The sequence below is a fragment of the Nocardiopsis coralli genome, assembly GCF_014892575.1.
Taxonomy (GTDB): domain Bacteria; phylum Actinomycetota; class Actinomycetes; order Streptosporangiales; family Streptosporangiaceae; genus Nocardiopsis; species Nocardiopsis coralli.
Genome location: NZ_JADBGI010000021.1, coordinates 61,978 through 83,704, shown reverse-complemented (window position 1 = coordinate 83,704; position 21,727 = coordinate 61,978). Strand labels below are relative to the sequence as shown.

At 71.1% G+C, this 21,727-nt stretch carries 19 protein-coding genes and 1 tRNA gene; 7 read left to right on the top strand and 13 right to left on the bottom strand.

Annotation, left to right across the window (positions count from 1 at the left end):
* Positions 1-11: 11 nt before the first annotated feature.
* On the bottom strand, positions 12-152 hold the full coding sequence (locus IDM40_RS21155) for a hypothetical protein (RefSeq protein ID WP_193123775.1): 141 nt from the start codon (positions 150-152) through the stop codon (positions 12-14).
* On the opposite strand from IDM40_RS21155, the gene mscL reads away from it, so the two are divergent.
* The gene (gene mscL / locus IDM40_RS21150; protein WP_193123774.1) at positions 151-621 is read left to right on the top strand and encodes a large conductance mechanosensitive channel protein MscL; all 471 of its coding nucleotides are present in this window, start codon (positions 151-153) and stop codon (positions 619-621) included. The genes IDM40_RS21155 and mscL overlap by 2 nt on opposite strands.
* 75 nt (positions 622-696) lie before the next feature.
* On the opposite strand, the gene IDM40_RS21145 is transcribed toward mscL, so the two are convergent.
* Entirely contained in the window at positions 697-1,800 is a 1,104-nt protein-coding gene (locus tag IDM40_RS21145; protein WP_328807083.1) for a D-alanyl-D-alanine carboxypeptidase family protein, read from the bottom strand.
* A 421-nt stretch (positions 1,801-2,221) separates the two neighbouring features.
* Between IDM40_RS21145 and IDM40_RS21140 the strand changes: the two genes are divergently transcribed.
* Positions 2,222-2,297 (top strand) — tRNA-Arg (locus IDM40_RS21140).
* A 76-nt stretch (positions 2,298-2,373) separates the two neighbouring features.
* On the opposite strand, the gene IDM40_RS21135 is transcribed toward IDM40_RS21140, so the two are convergent.
* Entirely contained in the window at positions 2,374-2,643 is a 270-nt protein-coding gene (locus IDM40_RS21135) for a hypothetical protein (RefSeq protein ID WP_193123773.1), read from the bottom strand.
* 10 nt (positions 2,644-2,653) lie between these two features.
* Between IDM40_RS21135 and IDM40_RS21130 the strand changes: the two genes are divergently transcribed.
* The gene (locus tag IDM40_RS21130; RefSeq protein ID WP_193123772.1) at positions 2,654-3,277 is read left to right on the top strand and encodes a TetR/AcrR family transcriptional regulator; all 624 of its coding nucleotides are present in this window, start codon (positions 2,654-2,656) and stop codon (positions 3,275-3,277) included.
* A 27-nt stretch (positions 3,278-3,304) separates the two neighbouring features.
* Here the strand turns inward: IDM40_RS21130 and IDM40_RS21125 are convergent, their stop codons facing one another.
* Positions 3,305-4,417, bottom strand: coding sequence for a PrpF domain-containing protein (locus IDM40_RS21125; protein WP_216631102.1), 1,113 nt, complete (start codon positions 4,415-4,417; stop codon positions 3,305-3,307).
* Positions 4,418-4,510: 93 nt separating this feature from the next.
* On the opposite strand from IDM40_RS21125, the gene IDM40_RS21120 reads away from it, so the two are divergent.
* The gene (locus IDM40_RS21120; protein ID WP_193123770.1) at positions 4,511-5,623 is read left to right on the top strand and encodes an isocitrate/isopropylmalate dehydrogenase family protein; all 1,113 of its coding nucleotides are present in this window, start codon (positions 4,511-4,513) and stop codon (positions 5,621-5,623) included.
* An 82-nt stretch (positions 5,624-5,705) separates the two neighbouring features.
* Positions 5,706-6,446: a GntR family transcriptional regulator gene (locus tag IDM40_RS21115; protein WP_216631101.1), complete on the top strand. Its 741-nt coding sequence runs from the start codon at positions 5,706-5,708 to the stop codon at positions 6,444-6,446.
* Between the two features lie 46 nt (positions 6,447-6,492).
* On the opposite strand, the gene IDM40_RS21110 is transcribed toward IDM40_RS21115, so the two are convergent.
* The 9 genes from IDM40_RS21110 to IDM40_RS21070 form a co-directional block, all read right to left on the bottom strand.
* Positions 6,493-8,655: a tripartite tricarboxylate transporter permease gene (locus IDM40_RS21110; protein WP_193123769.1), complete on the bottom strand. Its 2,163-nt coding sequence runs from the start codon at positions 8,653-8,655 to the stop codon at positions 6,493-6,495.
* A 117-nt stretch (positions 8,656-8,772) separates the two neighbouring features.
* Complete coding sequence (locus tag IDM40_RS21105; RefSeq protein WP_193123768.1) at positions 8,773-9,888, bottom strand: type 2 periplasmic-binding domain-containing protein; 1,116 nt, start codon at positions 9,886-9,888, stop codon at positions 8,773-8,775.
* Between the two features lie 145 nt (positions 9,889-10,033).
* Positions 10,034-11,533, bottom strand: coding sequence for an FAD-dependent tricarballylate dehydrogenase TcuA (gene tcuA / locus IDM40_RS21100; protein WP_193123767.1), 1,500 nt, complete (start codon positions 11,531-11,533; stop codon positions 10,034-10,036).
* A gap of 119 nt (positions 11,534-11,652) precedes the next feature.
* A complete protein-coding gene (locus IDM40_RS21095; protein WP_193123766.1) occupies positions 11,653-13,917 on the bottom strand; it encodes a terpene synthase family protein in 2,265 nt (754 codons plus the stop codon).
* A gap of 67 nt (positions 13,918-13,984) precedes the next feature.
* Entirely contained in the window at positions 13,985-15,253 is a 1,269-nt protein-coding gene (locus IDM40_RS21090) for a 4-hydroxy-3-methylbut-2-enyl diphosphate reductase (protein WP_193123765.1), read from the bottom strand.
* 12 nt (positions 15,254-15,265) lie between these two features.
* Positions 15,266-16,303, bottom strand: a complete 1,038-nt coding sequence (locus IDM40_RS21085) for a family 2 encapsulin nanocompartment cargo protein polyprenyl transferase (RefSeq protein WP_193123764.1) — start codon at positions 16,301-16,303, stop codon at positions 15,266-15,268.
* A gap of 11 nt (positions 16,304-16,314) precedes the next feature.
* Positions 16,315-17,724, bottom strand: coding sequence for a family 2B encapsulin nanocompartment shell protein (locus IDM40_RS21080; protein ID WP_193123763.1), 1,410 nt, complete (start codon positions 17,722-17,724; stop codon positions 16,315-16,317).
* Positions 17,725-17,845: 121 nt separating this feature from the next.
* Entirely contained in the window at positions 17,846-19,297 is a 1,452-nt protein-coding gene (locus tag IDM40_RS21075; protein ID WP_407940030.1) for a family 2B encapsulin nanocompartment shell protein, read from the bottom strand.
* 456 nt (positions 19,298-19,753) lie between these two features.
* A complete protein-coding gene (locus tag IDM40_RS21070) occupies positions 19,754-20,959 on the bottom strand; it encodes an MFS transporter (protein WP_193123762.1) in 1,206 nt (401 codons plus the stop codon).
* A 159-nt stretch (positions 20,960-21,118) separates the two neighbouring features.
* Here IDM40_RS21070 and IDM40_RS21065 point away from each other — a divergent pair, with 159 nt between their 5' ends.
* Both IDM40_RS21065 and IDM40_RS21060 read left to right on the top strand, forming a co-directional pair.
* Positions 21,119-21,415, top strand: a complete 297-nt coding sequence (locus IDM40_RS21065; protein WP_235997802.1) for an ArsR/SmtB family transcription factor — start codon at positions 21,119-21,121, stop codon at positions 21,413-21,415.
* A gap of 45 nt (positions 21,416-21,460) precedes the next feature.
* Positions 21,461-21,694 carry a hypothetical protein gene (locus tag IDM40_RS21060; protein ID WP_193123761.1) on the top strand — a complete coding sequence of 78 codons (234 nt, stop codon included), beginning with the start codon at positions 21,461-21,463 and terminating at the stop codon, positions 21,692-21,694.
* Positions 21,695-21,727 lie beyond the last annotated feature (33 nt).

Here is a 21,727-nt window from a genome sequence, read left to right as displayed (position 1 = left end):
GGTACTCGGTATCACATCCAGCGTTTGACCGCCCACTCCGAGGTACGGAAAGCTGTCCCGGCGCCCCTGGCCGCCCCCGGCGACACCCACCCCCGGTGGCCGCCCAGGGGCCGTTCGATGCAGGCAAGCACGACCACGTAGGGCTGTTCCATGGAAGGCTTCAAGAAGTTCCTGCTCCAGGGGAACCTGGTGCAGTTGGCGGTCGCGGTCGTGATCGGGGCGGTCTTCTCCAACCTGATCACCGCGTTCACCGAAGGTTTCATCACGCCGCTGCTCGGCATCTTCGGAGGGGTGCCCGAGTTCGGGCAGCTGTACTTCGAGATCAACGACAGCCGGTTCATGTACGGCCAGTTCGTCGACGCGGTGATCTCGTTCCTGCTCACCGCGGCGATCCTGTACTTCTTCGTCGTCCTCCCCATCAGCAAGCTGCTGGAGAAGCTGGTGAAGGAGGAGGAGGCCACCACCCGCGAGTGCCCCTACTGCTACAGCGAGATCGACAAGAAGGCCAGCCGGTGCGCGAACTGCACCAGCGAGGTTACCCCCGAGGTCCTCCCGGAGGAGGAGACCGCCGAGGAGACCGGCGGGTCGGGCTCCACGGGGAGCACCGCCGCGTCCTCCTGATCGCGCCGCACACACGACGAGGGCGCCGCCACCGACTGTCGGTGGCGGCGCCCTCGTCGTGTCATCGGGGGCCGATCACGGCTCGTACTCCCAGTGCCAGGGTTCGAACGGGTTGTTCTTGGCCCAGTCCGGGTGGATCCAGTCGTAGCGGGCGCCGTTCTCCTCCATCCAGTTCCACCGTTCCGAACGGAAGTTCTGGATGCCGCACCCGAGGTCGATCGCCTGCCCGTACCCGTGGTTACTGGTGCCCGGCGTGGCGGCGAAGCCGGGCGGCTGCTCGGCGTAGACGCGGTGCTGGTTCGGCAGGTCGCGGTAGGCGCTCGTGATGCACATGTTCTCGCCGAACTCCTCGACGTACTCCATGTTGAGCTCGAGGAAGGCCACCGCCGCGTCGGCCCTGAGGAACTGGTCCTCGTCGTAGAGCTGGCAGAGCGCGTCGTCGGGCAGCAGGCCGTTCGGGTAGTCCTCCGCCGGCCCCGCGGCGCTCTCGTCGCAGTCGGCGGCCGCCTCGAAGGTACCCGGGTCGAGGCCGCGGTCCTCCAACTCCGAGGTGAGGAGTTCGGTGCTCTCCTCCGACTGGTCGCGCAACTGCTCGACCTCGGCCGCGAGCTCGGCCTGCTCCAACTGGGTGTCGGTCTGCATCTGCTGGGCCTCGACCGCCAGCGACGCCTGCTCCTCGCGCAGGTCGGTGGCGTCCTGGATCAGGGCCTGGTTGTCCTCCGACAGCTTGGCCGCGTAGGACTGCATCTGCAGGTCGTCGTCGAGCGACCCGTCCACCAGGATCTGGAGCATGCCGCCGTCGGGCTGGCGGTACAGGGTGTTGGCCAGGCGGGCGAGCGGCTCGCGCATCTCACCGAGTTCGACCTCGGTCTGCTGGAGCTCGTGGAGTGTGCCGACGAGCTCCTCCTGCGCGTCCTCGAGCTCGCCCTGGCGCTCCACATGCCGGTCCGTGGCCTCTTCGAGCTCGGTGGCGGCCTGTTCGGCCTGCTCGCGCAGGTCCTCCAGGTCGTCGGCGTAGGCGGTGGCCGGCATGGGGGCGACCATCAGGGCGGTGGTGAGGACCAGCACGAGCGCTTGGGCCATGCGCCCCCGGAAACCGTGCGGCGCCGTGAGGACCGGCGTCCCCCCGTTACCCGGAACGCGGGACCTGCGCCGCGCCTGCTCAGATTCGAACGGCACGAATGATCCTCCGGCTGATTTTCCTCGAACACGTACCCGCGGCCGCAAGGCAACGTACTACTCCATGTCCGCTTGCGGACACACGGGACCGATCCGTCCGACATGGACATCGGGGCGGGCCACCTGCGACCGGGTGCGGCCCGAACGTCCGGACCTCGACATCATCCCTGGTCACGGTGGAACGATCGGCCATCGTGGCCTGGTCTCCACAGTGACCGGGGCGCAGATGGGGCCATAATGCGACACGCTCAGTGAACAACATCACACTGCCACCAGGACAACCAATCGTAGGTCAGCGTACTGCGCCCAGCACGCAGAGTCCCCCCAGGGTGCCCTCTCCCGAGCGACACGACACCCCGAGCACGCCCATCCTGAGTTAGGCTTGGCCTCGTGACGGGGTAACCGATACCTTCCGCACTCCGGCTCCGTAGCTCAGGGGATAGAGCACCGCTCTCCTAAAGCGGGTGCCGCAGGTTCGAATCCTGCCGGGGCCGCCACTCCGACCCGGGGTGTCTCCGCGTACGGAGCCCCCGGGGCGTGGGTCCGGACTCGGTCCTGGCCCCGATCCCCGACTCAGTCCCGCGCAGCCGCGAGGAAGCATTCCAGCTCGGACCGCGTGTCCGGCCCGCACGGTTGGAAGACGATCTCCGTCACCCCCTCGGCGGCCAGACCGTCCAGGTTGCGCCGCACCTCCTGCCGGGTGCCGCTGATGGTCACCTCCCTCAGGTTCGTGTGCCCTCCGGCGTTCCAGGCCGCCAGGTCCGCCTCGTTGAGCTCGACGCAGTGGTTCGTGTGCACCATGAGATGCCGCCGCTCGGCCGGTTCCCGTTCCACCGTCGCCAACCACTCATCGTTGGGTACGCGTTCCGGACCGGGCCCCGTGGCCAAGGGCCGCATCCTCGACGCCGCCGCCGAAGCGTTCATGCACCGAGGGGTCGACAGCACCACGATCGACGACATCGCGGCCGCGGTGGGCGCGACCAAGGGCCTGATCTACTACCACTTCCGGTCGAAGTTCGACGTGTTCATCGGGGTGTACGAGGAGGGCATGCGACGGGTCCGGGAGCGCGTGGAACCGCACTCGCACGGCAGCGGGACCGGCCGCGAGCGGCTGGTGGCGATGTCCGTTGCACACGTGACCAACCTGATGGAGGACGTCTCGTACCACCACGTCGTCCATCAGGGGGCCCGGGCACAGGCGTCGACCGACCTGAAGGTCCGGCAGCGCGACGCGCTGCTCGCCCTCAACGAACTCCGGCGCGACTACGAACACATGTTCCGCCAGGTGGTCGCACGGGGTGTCGAGGACGGGTCCTTGCGGGACGTGGACGTCTCCCTGGCCACACGGACGCTGCTCACCAGCCTCAACGCGGTCGACGTCTGGTACCGGAAGATCGACGGACAGTCCGAGGACGAGGTGCGCGAGCTGGCCCGCCGGGTCGTCGACCTGGTCATCGGAGGCATCGCCGCACGGTGACACACGCCCGAACGGCCGACGCGCGGTTCACCGGGGTGCGCTGTGAGCTCGCGGAGAGCACAGCCGTGGACCGGCGCCGGGCAGCTCCAGTTCCGCGGTTGCCAGGCGCCGGGCGTTGCGGGTGACGTAGGCGGTCTCCAGGCCGCCGGCGTGGTCGAGCTCCGCGCGCACCGTGACGGTCCCCGACGGGGTGGCGATGCGCAGGGGGCCGCCGTCAGCCGGGGACGGGACGACCGTGCCCCCGGTGACCGAAGCGGCGGCGAAGGCCACGCTCACCGTCACCGCGAGGGCGGGGTGGGTGCGACCCATGGACAGCATGCGTCCCTGGATCCCCTGGTCCCCGGCGGCGGACGGGGCGGTCCAGGCCAGTTTCGGGATCGCGCGGGAGACCCGGTCGGCGTCGGCCGCGGAGGGGGCGATCCCCATCAGAACCGAGGCATGGGCGCGGGCCTCGCCGAGCACCTCGAGCAGGCGCGGGTCCCCGTCCACCTGGGCAGGGGTCTCGTCCCCGGCCAGACCGAGGTCGGGGCCCCACAGCAGGGCGGTGGGGTTGGCCGCGTCGACGAGGGAGGCCCGGACCTGCCCTTCGGACGTGTCCAAGCGGTCGAGGGGGCGCCCGGTCGGCAGCAGCGCACCGGTGACCGCGCCGGCGGGCCGGGTGAAGCCGAGGTCCACGCCGGGGGACGGGAACGGCACGCCCTCGATGACGAGGTCGCCCTCGTTGGTGGGGGCACCGCCGGGGGTGGGAACGTCCTGCAGGATCGTCTTGCCGGTGTTGGTGTTGCGCACGACGACGCGAGTGGTCTCGCCGGCCGGCCGCACCCAGCCCTGTTGGAGCGCGTAGAGGCCGACCACGGCGGAGCAGTTGCCGCAGTTGTTGCTCCAGTCGACGCGTTCCTCCGCGATGCCGACCTGCGCGAACGTGTAGTCGACGTCGGCGTCGGGGGTCGCGGACGGGGCCAGCAGGACCGCCTTGCTGGTGGTCGAGGTCGCGCCGCCCACCCCGTCCACCTGCCGGGGGTCGGGGCTGCCGTACAGACGCAGCAGGAGCCGGTCGCGGTCGCCGCCGACAGCATCCAGGTCCCGAGTGTCGAAGACCCAGCACTTGCTGGTCCCGCCCCGCATCAGTACCGCCGACACCCGCATACGCACCTCCGTAGGCCGCCCGCCGCGGTGCCGGCCGTTCGGCACCACTGGCTTGCCCTGACTGTATCCCCTTTGCATACTGATTGCATGCAAAATGTTCAACCCGCTGACCGACCACTGCGCGTCGGTGTCATCGCCGGCGACGGCATCGGGCCCGAACTGACCCGGGCCGCCGCATCGGTCATGGAAACCGCCCTGCGCCTGCACGGGACCGGGATCGAGTTCGTGCACGAGGACGCCGGCGCCGACACCTTCCGCCGCACCGGACGAGCCCTCACCCCCGGCGCCCTGGACCGCATCCGCGGCTACGACGCCCTGCTCAAGGGGCCGGTGGGCGACCCCGCCGTACGCCATCCCGACGGAACCGAGGCCGGGCTGCTCGGCGGGCTCCTCCGGGAGGGCCTCGACACGTACGCCAACGTGCGCCCGATCCGGCTCCTGCCCGGGATCCGCGGCGCGACCAGGCACGAGGCCGGCGAGATCGACCACGTCATCGTCCGGGAGAACACCGAGGGGCTCTACATGTCGCGGGGACGCGGGGTGCGCAACGCCCGCGCCGCCTCCGACCAACTGATGATGACGCGGGAGGGCGTCGAGCGGGTCGCACACGCGGCCTTCGCGCTCGCCCGACGGCGCGGGGGCGCACCGGCCGACGGTGTCAGCCGTGTGACCTGTGTGGACAAGAGCAACGTGCTGCGATCGTTCGGGTTCTTCCGCGACATCTTCGACGAGGTGGCAGAGGCCTACCCCGACGTCGAGGCCGACCACATGTACGCCGACGCCGCCGGATACGCCCTCGTGGCCGAACCGTCCCGCTTCGACGTGCTCGTGATGGAGAACCTCCTGGGCGACGTCCTCAGCGACGTGGGTGCCGGGACCGTCGGCGGGCTCGGTATGTGCCCGTCCGGCAACATCGGCGACACCTCCGCCTACTTCGAGCCGATCCACGGCAGCGCACCGGGGATCGCCGGCTCCGACCGTGCCAACCCGTCCTCCCAGATCCTGGCCGGGGCCCTGCTCCTGGACCACGCCGGCCACACGGACGCGGCGCGGTCGGTCGAGGACGCGGTCGCCCGGGTGCTGGCCGACGGCACGGTCACCATCACATCTTCGGGCTCCCCCGATCTGGGCACGCGGGCGACCGCGGAGGCCGTCGTCGGGGCCCTCGCGGCGCCGGAGGAGGGCACAGGCCCCGCGTGATCAGGGTTCCCCGCCGGTAGGATGGTGGCGGAAAATGCCCGACGTCCGGTGGTGATCGACTGACGCTGCTACGGGGAGTCATGTGAGTGCGAGGAACAAGGCCGCAGGTCAGGCGGACACGACCGTGGACGCCACCGACAGCCCGCTGCGGGACCTCAGCGCGTACCTGAGCGACCGCCCCAGCCGCGGCAGGACCACCGAAGCGGTCACCAACGCCCTGCGCGAGGCGATCCTCGACGGGGTCCTCCCACCCTCCACCTGGCTGCGCGAGGACGAGATCGCCGCGTCGTTGCAGGTGAGCCGCACCCCCGTCCGCGAGGCCCTGCGTCGCCTGTCCGACGAGGGGTTGGCGCACAAGATCGCGCACCACGGCACGGCGGTCTCCCCCATGTCGCTCGAGGACATCCTCGCCCTCTACGTCGTCCGGGAGAACCTGGAGGGCCTGGCCGCCCGGCTGGCCGCCAAGAACACACCTGCGGGGCTGGTCCCGGCCCTGCAGAAGGTGCAGGCGCAGATGGAGGAGCTCGTCGACAGCGGCGACCCGGCCGCGCTGTCCCGCCTCAACATCACCTTCCACCGGCTCATCCGCGAGGCGGCCGGTAACCAGTACCTGGACCGGTTCCTGGGCCAGGCCGAACAGGCGGTGCGGCGTCTGGCGCCCACGACCTTCGCCGCCCCCGGCCGGGCGTCGACGGGCTGCGCGGAGCACGCCGAGATCATCCGGGCCATCGAGGCGGGCGACCCCGACGCGGCGGAGGAGGCCGGCAAACGGCACATGCGCAACGCTCGGGAGATCCGTTTCTCCGCGATGATGTCCATGTGACCGTCGGCCGCACCACCTCCGCCGCGTGGGGCCGGCCCCGTCGGTGTCACAGCAGGAACGCCGGCATGATCCACCCCTGGGGCAGGGCGATGTCGGCCGCCAGCTGCAGCGTCAGCAGAACCGCGATGAGTGCCACCGTGTAGACGACGATGCCCCGCGTGCGCAGTTGCGCGACCACCCGGAGGAAGACCGGGACGAACACGGCCGTGGCGAGCACCGTTCCCGCCACGTAGATGAGCGCGAGGAACAGGCACAGCCACCCGAAGGCGTACAGCGTCCACCCGAGTTCCCTGCGCAGGCCGGGCGCCGGTCCGGCGGAGGCCTTCAGACGCCGCCACTCCTGCACGCAGACCGCCAGGGACAGTGCCAGTCCGACCGTGCCGACCAGTTGGGGCACGAGTTTCCCGGACTCGGTGAAGGTCTGGCCGGTCAGCAGGGCCGCGGCGAAGACGACCGCGAAGAGGAGCGCCGTGCCCAGGGGCCACCAGCTGCCGCGCAGGTCGGGGCCGGTCTGCGGGGGACCTCCCTCGGGTTCGTCCGCCCCCTGGGCGTCGTCGGTGTCCGCGTCGCCGCCCTCCCGGGAACCGGGCGTCCCCTCGGGCCCGCCGGCCTCCCCGGTGCCGCCCGCGCTGCCGGGACCGTCGGTGCTTCCGCTGCCGTCCGCCGTGCCGGAGGAACCGTGGCCCGTGCCCCCGCCGACCGTGACGGTCTCCCTCGGCTCGCTGGGCTCACTCGTCCCGCCGCTGCCCGACCGCACGCGCCGGACCGCCTTGAAGACCAGCGGGCTCAGCAGCAGGGCGGCCATGACGAGGACCGCGGGCCGCGTCATCCACTCGCCGGTGCCGTAGAGGCTGTCGGTGAGGAAGAAGTACCGCTCCAGCGGGATGCTGAGCACGAACCCGATGAGGAACGGGGCCCTCGGGTAGTCGCAGTACTTCATGAGCCACCCGACGACGCCGAGCAGCAGCATCACCTGCAGCACCCCGAACTCCTGGGAGGCCTGGAAGGAGGCGACGAACATGACGACGATGAGCCCGGCCGCCAGGATCGGGAACCGCACGAAGCTCAGCTTGGCGAGCGGGCCCGCCAGCAGGAAACACAGCGCCGCACCCATGATCGCGGCGATGGCGAAGGACCACACGATCGTGTAGACGAGGTCGAGGTCCTCGGTGATCAGGCTAGGGCCGGGTTCGATACCGAAGACCAGCAGCGCCCCGAGCAGCAGGGCCGCTGCGGCGCTCCCGGGGATACCGAACAGCAGGGTGGGGATGAGGTCGCCCGCCGAGATCGACGTGCTGGCGCCCTCCGGGGCCGCGACGCCGCGCGGGTCCCCCTTGCCGAAGCGCTTCTTGTCCTTGACGGTCGCGGCGGCCTGACCGTAGGCCAGCCAGCTCCCGGCCGTGGCTCCCACCCCGGGGATGATGCCCGCCCAGATCCCGACGAAGGAGCCGCGCAGGACGTGGGTCCAGTGCCGGAACACGTCGCGGATGCCCTGTCCCCAGCCGCCGCGCAGTTCCACGCGCTGGGCGACACTGGTGCGGCGTGCCACGAGGGACATGATCTCGGCGAGCCCGAACACACCCAGCGCCACCGCCACGAGGTCGAGCCCCTCGGCGAGGAAGAGCGAGCCGAAGGTGTATCGGTACTCGGCGGAGGCCGGGGCCATACCCACCTGCCCGAGCAGCAGCCCGAGCGAAGCGGCGAGCAGGCCCTTGGTGACGTTGCCGCGCGACATGAGCGCGGCGAGGCTTATGCCCAGCACGGTGAGCATGAACAGCTCGGGCGAGGCGAAGGCCATGACCAGTGGCTGCGCGACGGCGATCGACACCGTCAGCCCGAAGGCGCCGACCAGGCCTCCCACCGCCGAGGAGACGAAGGCGATCGACAGGGCGCGTGAGGCCTGCCCCTTCCTGGCCATGGTGTGGCCGTCCAGGAGCAGGACGCTGGAGGAGGCCGAGCCCGGGACCCCGAGCAGGACGGTGCTGATGGTGTCGGCGGTGTGGATGACGGCGGTCGCCCCGATGACCAGGGCCAACGCTTGTTGCGGCTCCAGGAGGAAGATGAAGGGCAGCAGCACCGCCACCGCCCCGGTACCTCCGAGCCCGGGGATCAGGCCGAGGACGAGCCCGGCGAGCACCCCGATCAACAGGGTCACGAGCATCCACGGATCGAGGAATCCGCTGAGTGCGGTCAATGCGGCATCAAGCATGGGAGGTGTCCGTCTGTCGCGGAAGGAGGGTGGCTGTGGCCCGGGGGCGGGGGGCACGGGGATCGCACCGGCGGGAGCGCGGGGCGGGAAGGTCGGTGGGTTCCGCGGGGGAGGCGGTCAGTGCACGACGGTGTCGTGCTCGCGTTCGAGGAGGTCGAGCACGTAGGAGCGGACCTCCTCGGTGATGGAGAGCGCGGCGCGCACCTCGTCCTCGGACTCCGCGCCGGAGTAGACGGGGTAACCGCCCAGCACCTGCTCGCCCTCGGCGAGGAAGTCCTCGTCGCCGCTGAGCTTTCGAGCGGCCTCGAAGAAGGGTTCGGTGACCGAGTCGGGTGTGGAGCCGGTGACCCAGATGCCCTTCTGGTAGGAGAACCCTGCGCCGAGGAAGGTCAGGTAGGCGTCCCAGGCGACGCCGGAGGGGTCCTCACCGTGGATCTCGCGGTGGACCTCCCCGACGCTGGGCAGGTCGGGCAGGGCGGGGTCGCGCCCCATCCCGCCCTCCTGGTCGATCTGGCCGAAGCTCATGAGGGGCACGGCCCGCCCCTCCTCGACCAGGGGCTGGACCTGGCCGAGGTAGGCCGAGGTGGTCTGGTAATCGAGGTTGAGCTCGCCCCGTTCGACGGCGAGGCGGGCGGGGCCGCGCCCCTCGAGGCCGAAGACGGTCGACACGTCCATGCCCAGGACGTTGAAGGCGAGCAGGGCGCTCAGGTCGAGCCCGGTGGCGCTGATGCCGCCGTACTGGAGGTCGGTGGCGCCGGAGAACAGGTCGTCGAGGTCGTCGACCCCCTGTTCCGGGGCGCCGTAGATGACACCGCCGGTGGGGTTGAGGACCAGCGGCCGCATGTCGGAGAAGTCGAACTCCACCTCCGAGCGGCCCAACAGGTACTGGAAGTAGGTCGTGCCGGAGGAGATGAGGATCGAGGTCCCGTCGTTGACGCCGTCGCGGGCGTAGCGGTTCGACCCGATGATGCTCTCCCCTCCGGGCAGGTTCTCCGGGAGGATCTGGCAGTCGCGGTCCATCTCCGCGGTGAGGAAGGGCGCGATGAAGCGGGCCCACACGTCGGTCCCGCCGCCTTCCGCGTAGGGGATGACCATGCGTACGTGTTCGGGGAGCGGATCACCTTCGCTGGCGGTCTGCTCGGCCCGGTGCGGGTTCGGGGTGCTGCACCCGGACGCCGCGAGCAGGGAGACGGAGAGCGCGCCGAGGGCCCGGCGCCGGCTGAGTCCGACCATGGTTCCGCCCTTCCGAGCTGGGTGGATTCACATTGCATACATCTTGCACACAACTGGATGTGATGTAAACCCCATGTTTCAGGCATCGGACGGATCCACCGGTCGAACCGGGGCCGGCCCCTCGCACACGCGGGCGCGGCCAAGGTCAGCCGGCGGCCACTGCGCCCGCCCTGCGACCGAAGACCGACCCCGCGATCAGCCCCGACCCGCCGGGGTAGTTGCCGGAGAACAGGCCGCCGACGATCTCTCCCGCCGCGTGGAGACCCGGCACGGGGACACCGTCGCCGTCCAGGACCGCGGCGGTGGCGGGGTCGATGCGCAGCCCGCCGAAGGTGAAGGTGATGCCGCAGGCCACGGCGTACCCGTAGAAGGGCGGCTGTTCCAGGGCCGAGGCCCAGTGGGACTTGGGCGGGACGACCCGGGCCGCACGACCGTCCTTGACCGCCGGGTTGAAGTCCCCGCCGGAGATGGAACCGTTGAACTCCGCGACCGTGCGGGACAGGCCGTCGGGGTCGATGCCCAACCGCTCCGCCAGCTCGTCGAGCGTGTCGGCCTGCTCTCCGGTGATCGGGGTGCTGTCGTACTCCAGGGTGCGCAGGAGCGGCCGGGTGGTGGCGTCGAAGAGCTGGAAGGCCACGCCGCCCGGCTGTCGCAGGACCTCGCGCCCGTACTTGGCATAGGTGAAGTTGCGGAAGTCGGCGCCCTCGTCCACGAAGCGCGCGCCCTCCCGGTTGACGACGATCCCGACCGGGTAGCTCTGGCGGGTCAGCTGGTTGGTGAGCTCGCGGTCTCCGCCCCGGGCCGGGGCACCGGCGTCCCACTGCACGCTGTGGCAGGAGGACCAGTCCCCGTGGGCCGCGGCGCCGTGGCCGATGGCGAGCTCGAGGACCTCTCCGGTGTTCAGCGGGGTGCCGCGCACGATCGCGCGCTCCCACCCCTCCCCCAGGTGGAGTCGGCGCATGCGTTCACTGGACTCGAACCCGCCCGCGGCCAGGACCACGGCACCGGCGCCGATGTGCTCGACCGTGCCATCACTGTCGCGCACCACCACCCCGGTCACGGCACTGCCGTCGCGACGCAGGTCCACGACCTCCGCCCCGTAGCGGATCTCGGTGCCGGAGGCGCGGGCGGCATCGGTGTGCTGGGCGACCAGCCCCTTGCCCCCGCCCTCGCTGCCGAGCGCGAGACCGCCGAAGAAGACCCACTCGCCCTCGTCGAGGTAGGTCTGGCGCTGGTAGAGGAGCTCCCACCGCAGCCCCTTCGAGGTGAGCCACCGGATGGTGTCGGCGCTGTCGTCGACGAGCACGCGGGTCATCCGCGGGTCGTTGTTACCGCCGGTGACCCGGTCCATGTCGGCGGCGAAGTCGTCGGCGGTGTAGGCGGGCAGCCGGGTGCGGTCCAGGCGGGGGTCGTCGGGGTCCTGCAGGAGGGAGCGCAGGTCGTCGAGGCCACCGTGTGCGAGGCGGAAGGCGCCGGCGGTGTAGTAGGAGTTCCCGCCGGCCTCCTTCTCCTCGCCCTTCTCCAGGACGAGCACGGAGGCCCCGCGCTCGCGTGCGGCGTGTGCGGCGGAGAAGGCGGCGTTGCCCCCGCCCACCACGACGACGTCGTAGCGGACGGACGGGTTCTCGGCGGCGTTCGCAGGCATGGCACCTCATTCGGTTGCGGCCGACCGGGGACGGAACCCCGGTTCCACGGACACCCAAGATTGTATCCTCATTGCATACAATTCCCCGAGGTGCCCCGGTCGGCCGGTGCCTGCCCAGGTCAGGCGGGGGCGCGCCCCCGGAGCGCCGACGCCAGGCGGGCCGCGGAGGTGCCGAGGCCCGTGGGCCCCCAGGCGTGGTCGGCCGGCACGCCCTCGCCCGGGGGCTCGGGCGTGCGCAGGCGGCGCTGTTCCGCGTCCGTGTAGCGCACGCACTTGCGGTGCCACTCCAGGATCCCGGCCATCCACTCCTTCATTCCGTCGGCGTCGCGGAGCAGGGCCTCGCGGGCCGCATCGTCCAGGTCGAAGTCCTCGAACAGGCGGGGCAGGTCGTCGGCGAGGATGTGCTCGAACTGCTCCATGCGGGCCCGCATGAGGTCGGCGACGACGTCGCGTGCGGCGTGGCGGTCCAGGCCCAGGAAGTTCTCCACCACGAGGACGAGGTTGTGCACCTCCCCCTCGAACTCGACCTCCTTCTGGTACGAGAACAGGTCGTTGAGGAAACAGGCGTAGTCCTGCGCCGCCGTCTCCAGCTCCCGCATGGTGCGGGTGTGGAAGACCTCGCGCGGGACGTCGGCCGAGCGGGTGAGCTTGGCCAGGCTCCGGGTCATGTCGGAACCGAAGGTCTGCCGCCGCATCTCCATGTAGTCGACGGGGTCGGGCACCCGGTGGTGGGTCTGGTTGTCGAGCTCCCACAGCCAGCTCGTGGTCATGTCCTCCACGGCCCTGCGGAACTCGGCGCGCGCCGCCGGGTCCATGGGGGCGGCGGTGCGGCGCCACAGGTCGGCGAGGCTGCGCTCCATCGGGTTGGTCGGCTCCGGGGTCGGACCGAGGTCGAGCGGCATGAAGGCCGGGAACCGTTCGTTGCACAGCTTGGCCGCGGCGGCGTTCCGGGTGGTCCCGAAGACCACGGGGAAGTAGTCGTCGCCGTAGGTGCCCCACGCCAGCCAGTCCGAGGAGATGCACAGCTCGTCGAAGCCGGCGTCGGCGTGGATCATGGCCGCGCAGTGGGCGAGGTCGAGGCCGATGAACTGGCGCTCGTCCCAGACGCCCCCGGCCTCCACCCCGGGCACGGAGTCGAAGAAACCCATGCGCCGCGCCCAGCCCACGGCGTAGCTGCGGGCGTCGTCGATGAGGGGGTTGGTGCGGATCGAGAACGGCATGTACAGGTCGGGCAGGTCCAGGTGGCCGACCTGCCGGAACAGGGTGTGTGCGCGCTGCTGCGCCCGCCGGCGCACCCCGGGCGCGAGCGGGGTGAAGGCCGGGCGCGCCGACGCGGTCCCCAGCCCGGTGGGTCCGGCGAGCTCCCCGGCGGGGCGCTGGGCGGCGCCCTCGTTCATGTACCGGTTGGAGCGTGCGTGCCACTCGTGCCCGCCGGCCTGCCAGTCCTGCAGCCCCTTGACGTAGGCGGCCACGCCGGAGTGCTCGTGCGGGGCCAGGCCGTGCTCGGCGAGAAGGGCGGGCACCTCGGTCAGGGCGGTGTCCTCGAACTGCACGAGCCGGGAGGTCAGCAGGTCGTTGACGAGCTCGGCCGCCTCCTGGGTGGGCCGGTCGAAGAACCGCTCGAAGACCAGGACGGCGTTGGAGTTCTCGCCCTCCTCCTGCACCTCGCGCTGGTACGAGAACAGGTCGTTGCGCAAGTGCACCGCGTCGGAGAACGTGTCGGCCAGCACCCGCAGCGGCCGCGACTCCGCCAGGCCCTCGGGCAGTTCCGCGCCGACGGCGACCTCGACCAGGTTGGCCGACCAGGGGGCTCCGCCCACCCGGCGCCGCATCTGGATGTACTCGATGGGGTTGGCGACCCGGTCGAGCTCGATGTTGTCCAGCTCCCACATCGACTCGACCATGAGGTTGTGGGTGCTGGTGGTGAAACGCCGCCGCCAGTCGGCCGACATCGACGGGACGGTGCGCCGCCACAGGTCGGCCAGGCCCGCCTCGGCCGGGTTCTCCGGTTCGCGCGGGAGGCTGCCGTCGGCGGTCATGAACTCCTCGAGGCGGTCGAGGAAGGTCTGCGCCCCGGCGAAGTCGCGGGAGTACTTGTACTGCTCCAGGAAGTGGTCGTCGAAGAAGAACACCCACACGTACCAGTCGGTGATCAGGTCGAGGGTGGGTCCGTCGCAGTCGGGGTGGGTGTAGGCGCACATGAGCGCGTAGTCCATCCCGGCGAGCGCGGCCTCGTCCCAGACAAGACCTCCGCCGGGGGCCGGGGTGTCGAGCATGCCCATCCGGCGGGCCCAGCCGCTGCTGTGCTCGCGGGTGCGTTCCAGGTGCGGGTTGAGCCTGGACGGATGCGGCAGGTAGAAGACGGGCAGAGTGAACGCTTCCATCGGGACGCCTGTTCTGGTCGGGCGGCGGTTCGTGTGTGCGGCTGTGGCGGACGCGTGCGCGCGGGCGTCAGGGGCTGCGGACCGGCACGGGCAGGCTGAAGTGGACGGTCTCGCGGGCGGTCTCCCGTTCGGTGACGGTGACCGGGCCCAACCCCGCGAGCGCGTCGATCACCTCCTCGACCAGGTGGGGCGGGGCCGAGGCGCCCGCGGTGAGGCCGATCGTGCCGGCGCCGCGCACCCAGTCGGGGCGGATGTCGCGGGCGTCGTCGATCAGGCGCGCGGGGGTACCGCACCGCTCGGCGAGCTCCACCAGGCGCAGCGAGTTGGAGGAGTTGGCCGACCCCACGACGAGCACGAGGTCGGAGCTCTCGCCGATGGCCCGGACCGCGTCCTGTCGGTTGGTCGTGGCGTAACAGATGTCGTCGGACCCGGGGCCGCGCAGCTTCGGGAAGCGGGCGCGCAGGGCGTCGACGACCTCCTCGGTCTCGTCCACGGCCAGGGTGGTCTGGGTGAGGTAGGAGACCCGGTCGGGGTCCTGCACCTCGAGCCGCGCGGCCTCCTCCGGTGTCTCCACCAGCACGGTGCGCCCCGGGGCCTCGCCGAGGGTGCCCTCGACCTCCTCGTGCCCGGCATGGCCCACGAGCACGACGGTGTCGCCCCGGTCGGCGAACCGTCGGGCCTCGGTGTGGACCTTGGTGACCAGCGGGCAGGTCGCGTCGATGACGTCGAGCCCGCGGCGGTCGGCCTCCTCGCGCACCGCCGGCGAGACCCCATGCGCGGAGAAGACGAGGGTGGCCCCGTCGGGCACGGCGTCGAGCTCGTCGACGAAGACCGCGCCCCGTTCCTCGAGCTCGGCGACCACGTGGCTGTTGTGCACGATCTGTTTGCGTACGTGGACGGGGGCGCCCCGCTGGGCCAGGGCGCGTTCGACGATCTCGACGGCGCGCTCCACCCCGGCGCAGAACGAACGCGGGGCGGCGAGCAGCACCGTGCGGGGCCCGGCGGCCGCGGTCCAGGCGTCGACGGCCGCGCGGGCCACGGCCCTTCCGTGTTCGTCGGTGGCGGCCGCCGCGATCCCGGCCCCTCCCCCTGTGGCGGGTACGAGGGCGGCGTGCCCGGTGCCGGGCGTGACGGCCTCCGGCCCCGGGGTGCCCGCCATGAGGGTCCCGCGGTCTGTGATGGCGCCGTGCCGCCGTGCCTCGCCCTCGACGAGGACGGCGGCGGGGCAGGCGATCCGGATCCCGTCGCCGTGCAGGAGGGTGTCGGCCACCCGCACGGTCCCGGGGTCGAGGGGGCCGCAGGTATGTGCGGTGTCGGTGTGGGACGTGGTGCTCATGGGCCCTCCGGGTCAGTGGGTGCGGTGGACGGCGAACCGGGCCAGGGCGCCGAGCTCCTCGACGGGCCGCGGGGCCAGGTCGCCCGAGCGCAGGGCGCCCAGGGCACGGTCGAGGAGGGTGTCGGCCTGCTCCGCGCTCCACCGGCGTCCGCCCGCGGTCTCGACCAGGTCGGCGGCGCGGGCGACCTCGGCGTCGGAGAGCTCCCGTTCCCCGAGGTAGAGGTCGGCCAGTTCGTTCCCGGCGGGCGTTCCGGATCTCAGCGCCGCCACCACGGGCAGGGTCTTCTTGCGGCTGCGCAGGTCGGAGTGGACCGGTTTGCCGGTGGTCTCGGGGCGGCCCCAGATCCCGAGCAGGTCGTCGACGTGCTGGAACGCGGTACCGAAGGAACTGCCGAACTCGCGCAACGCCTCCACCCGCTCGCCCCCGCCCCCGTAGGCGGCGCCGATCGCGCAGGCGCACCCGAGCAGGGCGCTGGTCTTGCCCTCGGCCATGCGCACGCACTCCTCCAGGCCGACGTCGCGGCGTTCCTCGAAATCGAGGTCGGCGCGTTGGCCGTTGATGAGGTCGAGCACCGCGGCGCTGAGCATCCGGAGCCCGTCCTGGGCGGCCTCCCCCCGGCTCGCGGCGAGCACGTCCAGGGCGAGGGTGAGCAGGGCGTCTCCGGCGAGGATCGCGGTGTTGCTCCCGAACACCGTCCACGCGGTGGGCCGGTGGCGCCGGGTGGTGTCGCCGTCCATGACGTCGTCGTGGAGCAGGGAGAAGTTGTGCACCAGCTCGACGGCGACCGCCGCGGGCACGGCCGAGGCGGGCGGGGCCCCCACGGCCTCGGCGGACAGCAGGGCGAGCGTCGGCCGGATCGCCTTGCCGGAGTCGGCGTGCGAGGGGTTGCCGTCCTGGTCGACCCATCCGAAGTGGTAGGCCGCGACGGGGCGCACGGCCGGCGACAGGCTGTCGACGGCTGCGCGCAGGGCGGGTTCGAAGAGGGCTCGGTTGCGGGCCAGGACCGCGTCGGTGCCGCGGTCGTGTGCGGTGTCCTCGGTGACGGACATGGGACTCCTCCTCAGCGCGTGATGTCGACGTTCTCGAGGACCCCCAGCGCGTCGGGCACGAGGACGGCGGCAGCGAAATAGGTGCTGACCAGGTAGGAGGTGGCGGCCCGGGCGCTGGTGCCCATGAAGCGGACGTTGAGGCCGGGCTCGTACTCGTCGGGGATACCGGTCTGGTGCAGCCCGACCACACCGTGGGCCTCCTCGCCGGTGCGCAGGGCGAGGACGGACGTGGTGCGTTGCGGGGTGACGGGGATCTTGTCGCAGGGCAGCAGCGGCACACCCCGCCACGCGGTGACCGGGCGCCCCTCCACCTCGACGGGTTCGGGGTAGAGGCCGCGGCGGTTGCACTCGCGTCCGAAAGCGGCGATGGCCTGGGGGTGGGCGAGCAGGAGCTGGGTCTTGCGCCTCCGGGACAGGAGTTCGTCGAGTTCGTCGGGGCCGGGCGCTCCGGTGCGGCTGTGGAGGCGCTGGCTCAGGTCGGCGTTGTGGAGCAGTCCGAAGTCGCGGTTGTTGACCATCTCGTGCTCCTGGCGCTCGCGCAAGGCCTCCACGGTCAACTTCAGCTGCTGCTCGACCTGGTCCATCGGCTCGTTGTAGAGGTCGGCGACCCGGGTGTGCACACGGAGCACGGTCTGGGCGACACCCAGTTCGTACTGACGGGGGTCGCGTTCGTAGTCGACGAACGTGCCCTCGAGCGCGGGTTCGCCGGTGTGCCCGGAGGCCAGCCCGATGTCGGCCTCGCCGTGTTTGTTGTGCGGGGCGGGGTCGGCGAGCCGACTCCGTACGTGCGCGCCGAGTTCCGGGGAGTCGCGGACGGCGCGTTCGGCGGCCTCCCGCGGCAGGGTCATGACGATGCAGGGTGTGCGGGCCCGGAGTGTGGAGTCCCAGGTCCCGGGGTTCTCACCGAAGACGCCGGAGCCGACGAACTGCCCGTCGGCCAGGACGTCGAGGACCACGGGGTCGCCGTACTTGCCGCGCCCGACGCTGTCGGCCTTGCCGTGGGCGAGCACGTGCAGGCCGTCCCGGTCGCGGCCCGCCTCGACGATGGTCTCGCCGGGTTCGAACTCACGCTGCTCGAACCGCGACGCCAGCGCCTCGAGCACGGAGTCGTCACCGAAACCCCGTAGGGCCGGGAGTTCGTGCAGTTCCGCGGGCACCACGCTCACGTCGGCGCCGGTGTTCACACACGTGACCCGGCCGTCGCCGATGGTGCAGACCAGGCGCCGGTTCACCCGGTAGGTGCCGCCGCGCGCCTCGACCCACGGCAGCATCCGCAGCAGCCAGCGGGGACTGATCGCCTGCATCTGCGGGGCGGACTTGGTCGTCGTGGCCAGGTTCCGGGCGGCCTCGGTCCCGAGGCTGAGCGGGGCGGGCGGGTTCTGAGTGCCGGTCGACGGGGTCCCGGTGTCGGTCACTGTCATGGCTGGAGCCACCAATCGTGCTGTGCGTGCGGGCCGAGGGGCGGTCCCGGGTCTCGGCCCGGGGTCGCGGGGCCGGGCCGCCGCGGCGTTCCCGGCCCCGCCGATCGTCCGACGGTCCTACTCAGTCCTCTCGGCCGAGTTCGACGTCCTCGAGCACCCCGAGTGCGTCGGGGACGAGGACGGCCGCGGAGTAGTAGGTGCTGACCAGGTAGGAGATGATCGCCTGCTCGTTGATGCCCATGAACCGCACCGAGAGGCCCGGCTGGTACTCGTCGGGGATCCCGGTCTGGTGCAGGCCGATCACACCCCGGTTCTCCTCGCCGGTGCGCATGAGCAGGATCGAGCTGGTGCGCGCCTTGGTGACGGGGATCTTGTTGCAGGGCAGCATCGGCACGCCCCGCCACGAGGGGACCTGGTGCCCGGACACGTCGACGCTCTGCGGGTAGATACCGCGGCGGCTGCACTCGCGTCCGAACGCGGCGATGGTGCGGGGGTGGGCCAGGAGGAACCCGGGGTCCTTCCACACGGTGGCCAGGAGCTGATCGAGGTCGTCGGGGGTGGGAGGACCGCTGCGGGGCTGGATGCGCTGGTCGAGGGAGGCGTTGTGCAGCAGCCCGAAGTCGCGGTTGTTGACCATCTCGTGCTCCTGGCGCTCGCGCAGGGCCTCGATGGTGAGCCGGAGCTGCTGCTCGACCTGGTTCATCGGCTCGTTGTAGAGGTCGGCCACACGGCTGTGCACCCGCAGGACCGTCTGGGCCACACTCAGTTCGTACTCGCGGGGTGCGCGCTCGTAGTCGACGAAGGTGCCCGGAAGGGTGGGCTCGCCCGAGTGCCCGGAGGACAGGTCGATGGCGGACTCACCGGTGCCGCCGTCGGGGTCGTGCAGGCGCCCGCGGACGTTGCGGGCGTGCTCGCGCAGCGCGTCCCCCTGTCCGTTGAGCTCGCCCAGCGCCCGGTACGGGAGGGTGAGCACGGTGCAGCGGGTGACGGCCTTGGCGGTGAAGTCCCAGGGTTCGTCGGAGCCGGACAGGACCTCGTCGCCGAAGTGGGCGCCGCCGGCGAGCACGTCGAGGACCACGGGGTCGCCGTACTTGCCGCGCCCGATCCGGTTGACCTTGCCGTGCGCGATGATGTGAACGCCGTCGCGGGCGCGCCCGGCCTCGACGATGACCTCGCCGGGTTCGAACTCGCGCTGCTCGAACCGCGACGCCAGCGCCTCCAGCACGGAGTCGTCCGCGAAGTCGCGCAGGGTGGGCAGTTCGCGCAGTTCGGCGGGCACCACGCTCACGTCCGCGCCGGTGTTCACGCATGTCACACGGCCGTCGCCCACCGTGTAGACCAGGCGCCGGTTCACCCGGTAGGTGCCGCCGCGCGCCTGGACCCACGGCACCATCCGCAGCAGCCAGCGCGACGTGATCCCCTGCATCTGGGGCGAGGACTTCGTCGTGGTCGCGAGGTTGCGCGCCGCAGACGTGTCCAGGCTCATCTGCTGCTGGGCATCCTGCTGCGCAGGGTTGGACTCGACCGTCTCCGTCACCGGGAACACCACCATTTTCCAATGCGATTCGTGCATGGGTACAACGGAACCGAAAAGGACGAAGGACACATAAGCCCCCCGAACTCCGGCCCTCACCAAAGAGACCACAGGCATCGGAGACCCGCAACGAAAATGGATTTTCCCTGAAAGCGGCGCGGTTCTGGATATTCGTGCAGGCGTACCCGCGCATCGCGGCGCCACACGCGCCACATGGCCGACCCGGACACACACGGCAGAACGCGTGATCCACCTGAACCATGACAGAGCATGACGAGCCGACGGGGCGCAAAGTCGAGCGGCAACAGAAATGGAGGGGAATGTCGCTTTCGAGAATTCTCGCGGCGGTTTCTCCCGGAACTCGATCCCGCCCTTACGGACATACCAGAAGAACCGAGTCGCCCGGCCTGCAACCGAACGCGGTTCCGGGCAACGGACCGGAACGCCCGCCCGCCGGCACGGCGGGCGGGCGGGTCAACGGCTACCGGGAGAGCTTCAGCGGTCCGATACGCCGCGCGCGGGTGCCGGCTCCGAGCCCTTCGGGCCGCGGCGCATGAAGATCCGGACACCCGTGATCTGCAGGAGCAGACCCAGCAGGGCCACCGCCCCGGCGGCCAGCGGGAGGGAGGACATCCCGAACCCGACCGCGAGCGCGATCCCGCCCAAGGTCGACCCCACGGCACTCCCGAGGTACAGGGCCGACTCGTTGAGGGCCACGGCGACCGACCCGCCCTTCTCCCCGCGCATCGAGAGCAGGTCGTGCTGCTGCGGCACCTGGAGGGCCCAGCCGACCGCACCCCAGACGAGGATCGGCGCGAGCGCCAGGACAGGATCGACCGAGGCGAGGCCCGGCAGCAGCAGGAGTGCGGCCGAGAGGGTCGCCATGATGATCACGACGATGGTGAAGGGGCGAAGGCCCGAGCGGTCCACCAGGGGGCCGACCATGAGACTGCCGAGAACTCCGCCGACACCCCAGACCCACAAGTAGGGGGTGATGTTGTCGACCCCGCCCATGGCGGCGCTACCCATCATCGGGGCCATGTAGGTGTAGAGGCCCAGGCTGGCGACCGCGGCGAGGAACGAGACCCCGACGATGGAGGCGACCCTCGGATCCTTGAGCACCGCCGCCCGCTGCCCCAGGGTCGGCGAGGAATTCGCCGGGAGCGCGGGGAGCGTGGCGAGCAGCCCGACGAATGCAACCACGCCGAGCCCCGTGACGACCCACATGGTCACCCGCCACCCCGACTCCTGCGCGATCAGGACACCGATGGGCACACCGAGGACGGTGCCGCTGCTCATGCCCGCAATGACGAGCGTGAGTGCCTGGCCCCGCCGCTCCTTCGAGACCAGAGTGGAAGCGGCGGCGACGGCAAGGGCGAGGTAGAGACCCGCGCTCGCCCCCGCCAGAGCACGCATCCCCAGGAGCATCGGCAACGAGGTGGCCATGGCGGTCCCTGCGTTGCCCACGGAGAAGACCAGGAGGGCGCCGAAGAGCGCCGCGCGCTGCCGCTCAGCCGGTACCAGGGTCGCGACCACCGGTGATGCGATCCCGTAGGAGAGCGTGAAGGCGGTGACCATCTGCCCCGCGACAGCGACCGAGGTGTCGAAGTCGGCTGCCACGATCGGCAGCAGGCCCGCGATCACGTACGCGTCCAGGCCCAAGGCGAAGGCCCCCAGACCCAGGAGGAGTATCGAACGCACTGCATCTTCCTTTGTTCGATGGACTTAGTCCAATCGAACTTACTGTACGTGACGATGGACGGACAACGAGCTCCGGGTGAACATTCGATGCTGTGCGACAATGAAGCGGTGCACGAGTACATTCACCCGGAAACGGGCGATATCACCCTCCCCGGACTCTTGTTCGCACTGAGCGACGCAACCCGCCTCAGCATCGTGGTCACCCTCTCCGACGGGGTGGAGCGCACCCTCAACGAACTCCGCGGAGAGCACGCGAAGTCGACGGTGAGCCACCACCTGAAAGTCCTCCGCGAGGCCGGCGCGATCAGCGTGCGTTCCGAGGGCGTGCGCTGCTTCAACCAGCTCCGGTGCGACGACCTGGAGACCCGGTTTCCCGGACTGATGCACTTCCTCATCGACCAGGCCGCCGCCCAGGGCATCGGCCCGTCCTCACCACCGCGACAGAACGCGGTGTGAACGGTTCGTCCGCGCCGACCGGTGCGGGCGGGCTACTGTGCAGCCATGGTCATGTGGGCATCGGACACCAGGGGCGCGCGGGTGCGCGAGGGCCTCACACTGCTGTTGAGTCAGGGCGTCATCGACGACTTCGAGATCCGCCACGAGGACGAACACCCCTACCGGGTAACCCTGCCGGCGGGCGTGGTCCCCCTCGACGAACACCAGGCCGCGCACTTCGTGCTCGGCGCGGTCTCCGCCCGCTTCGGCCCCCTGAGCCGCGACAGCCCGCAGGGCTGAGCCCCTGAGCCGCCACCCCCTCGGGGTGCGTTG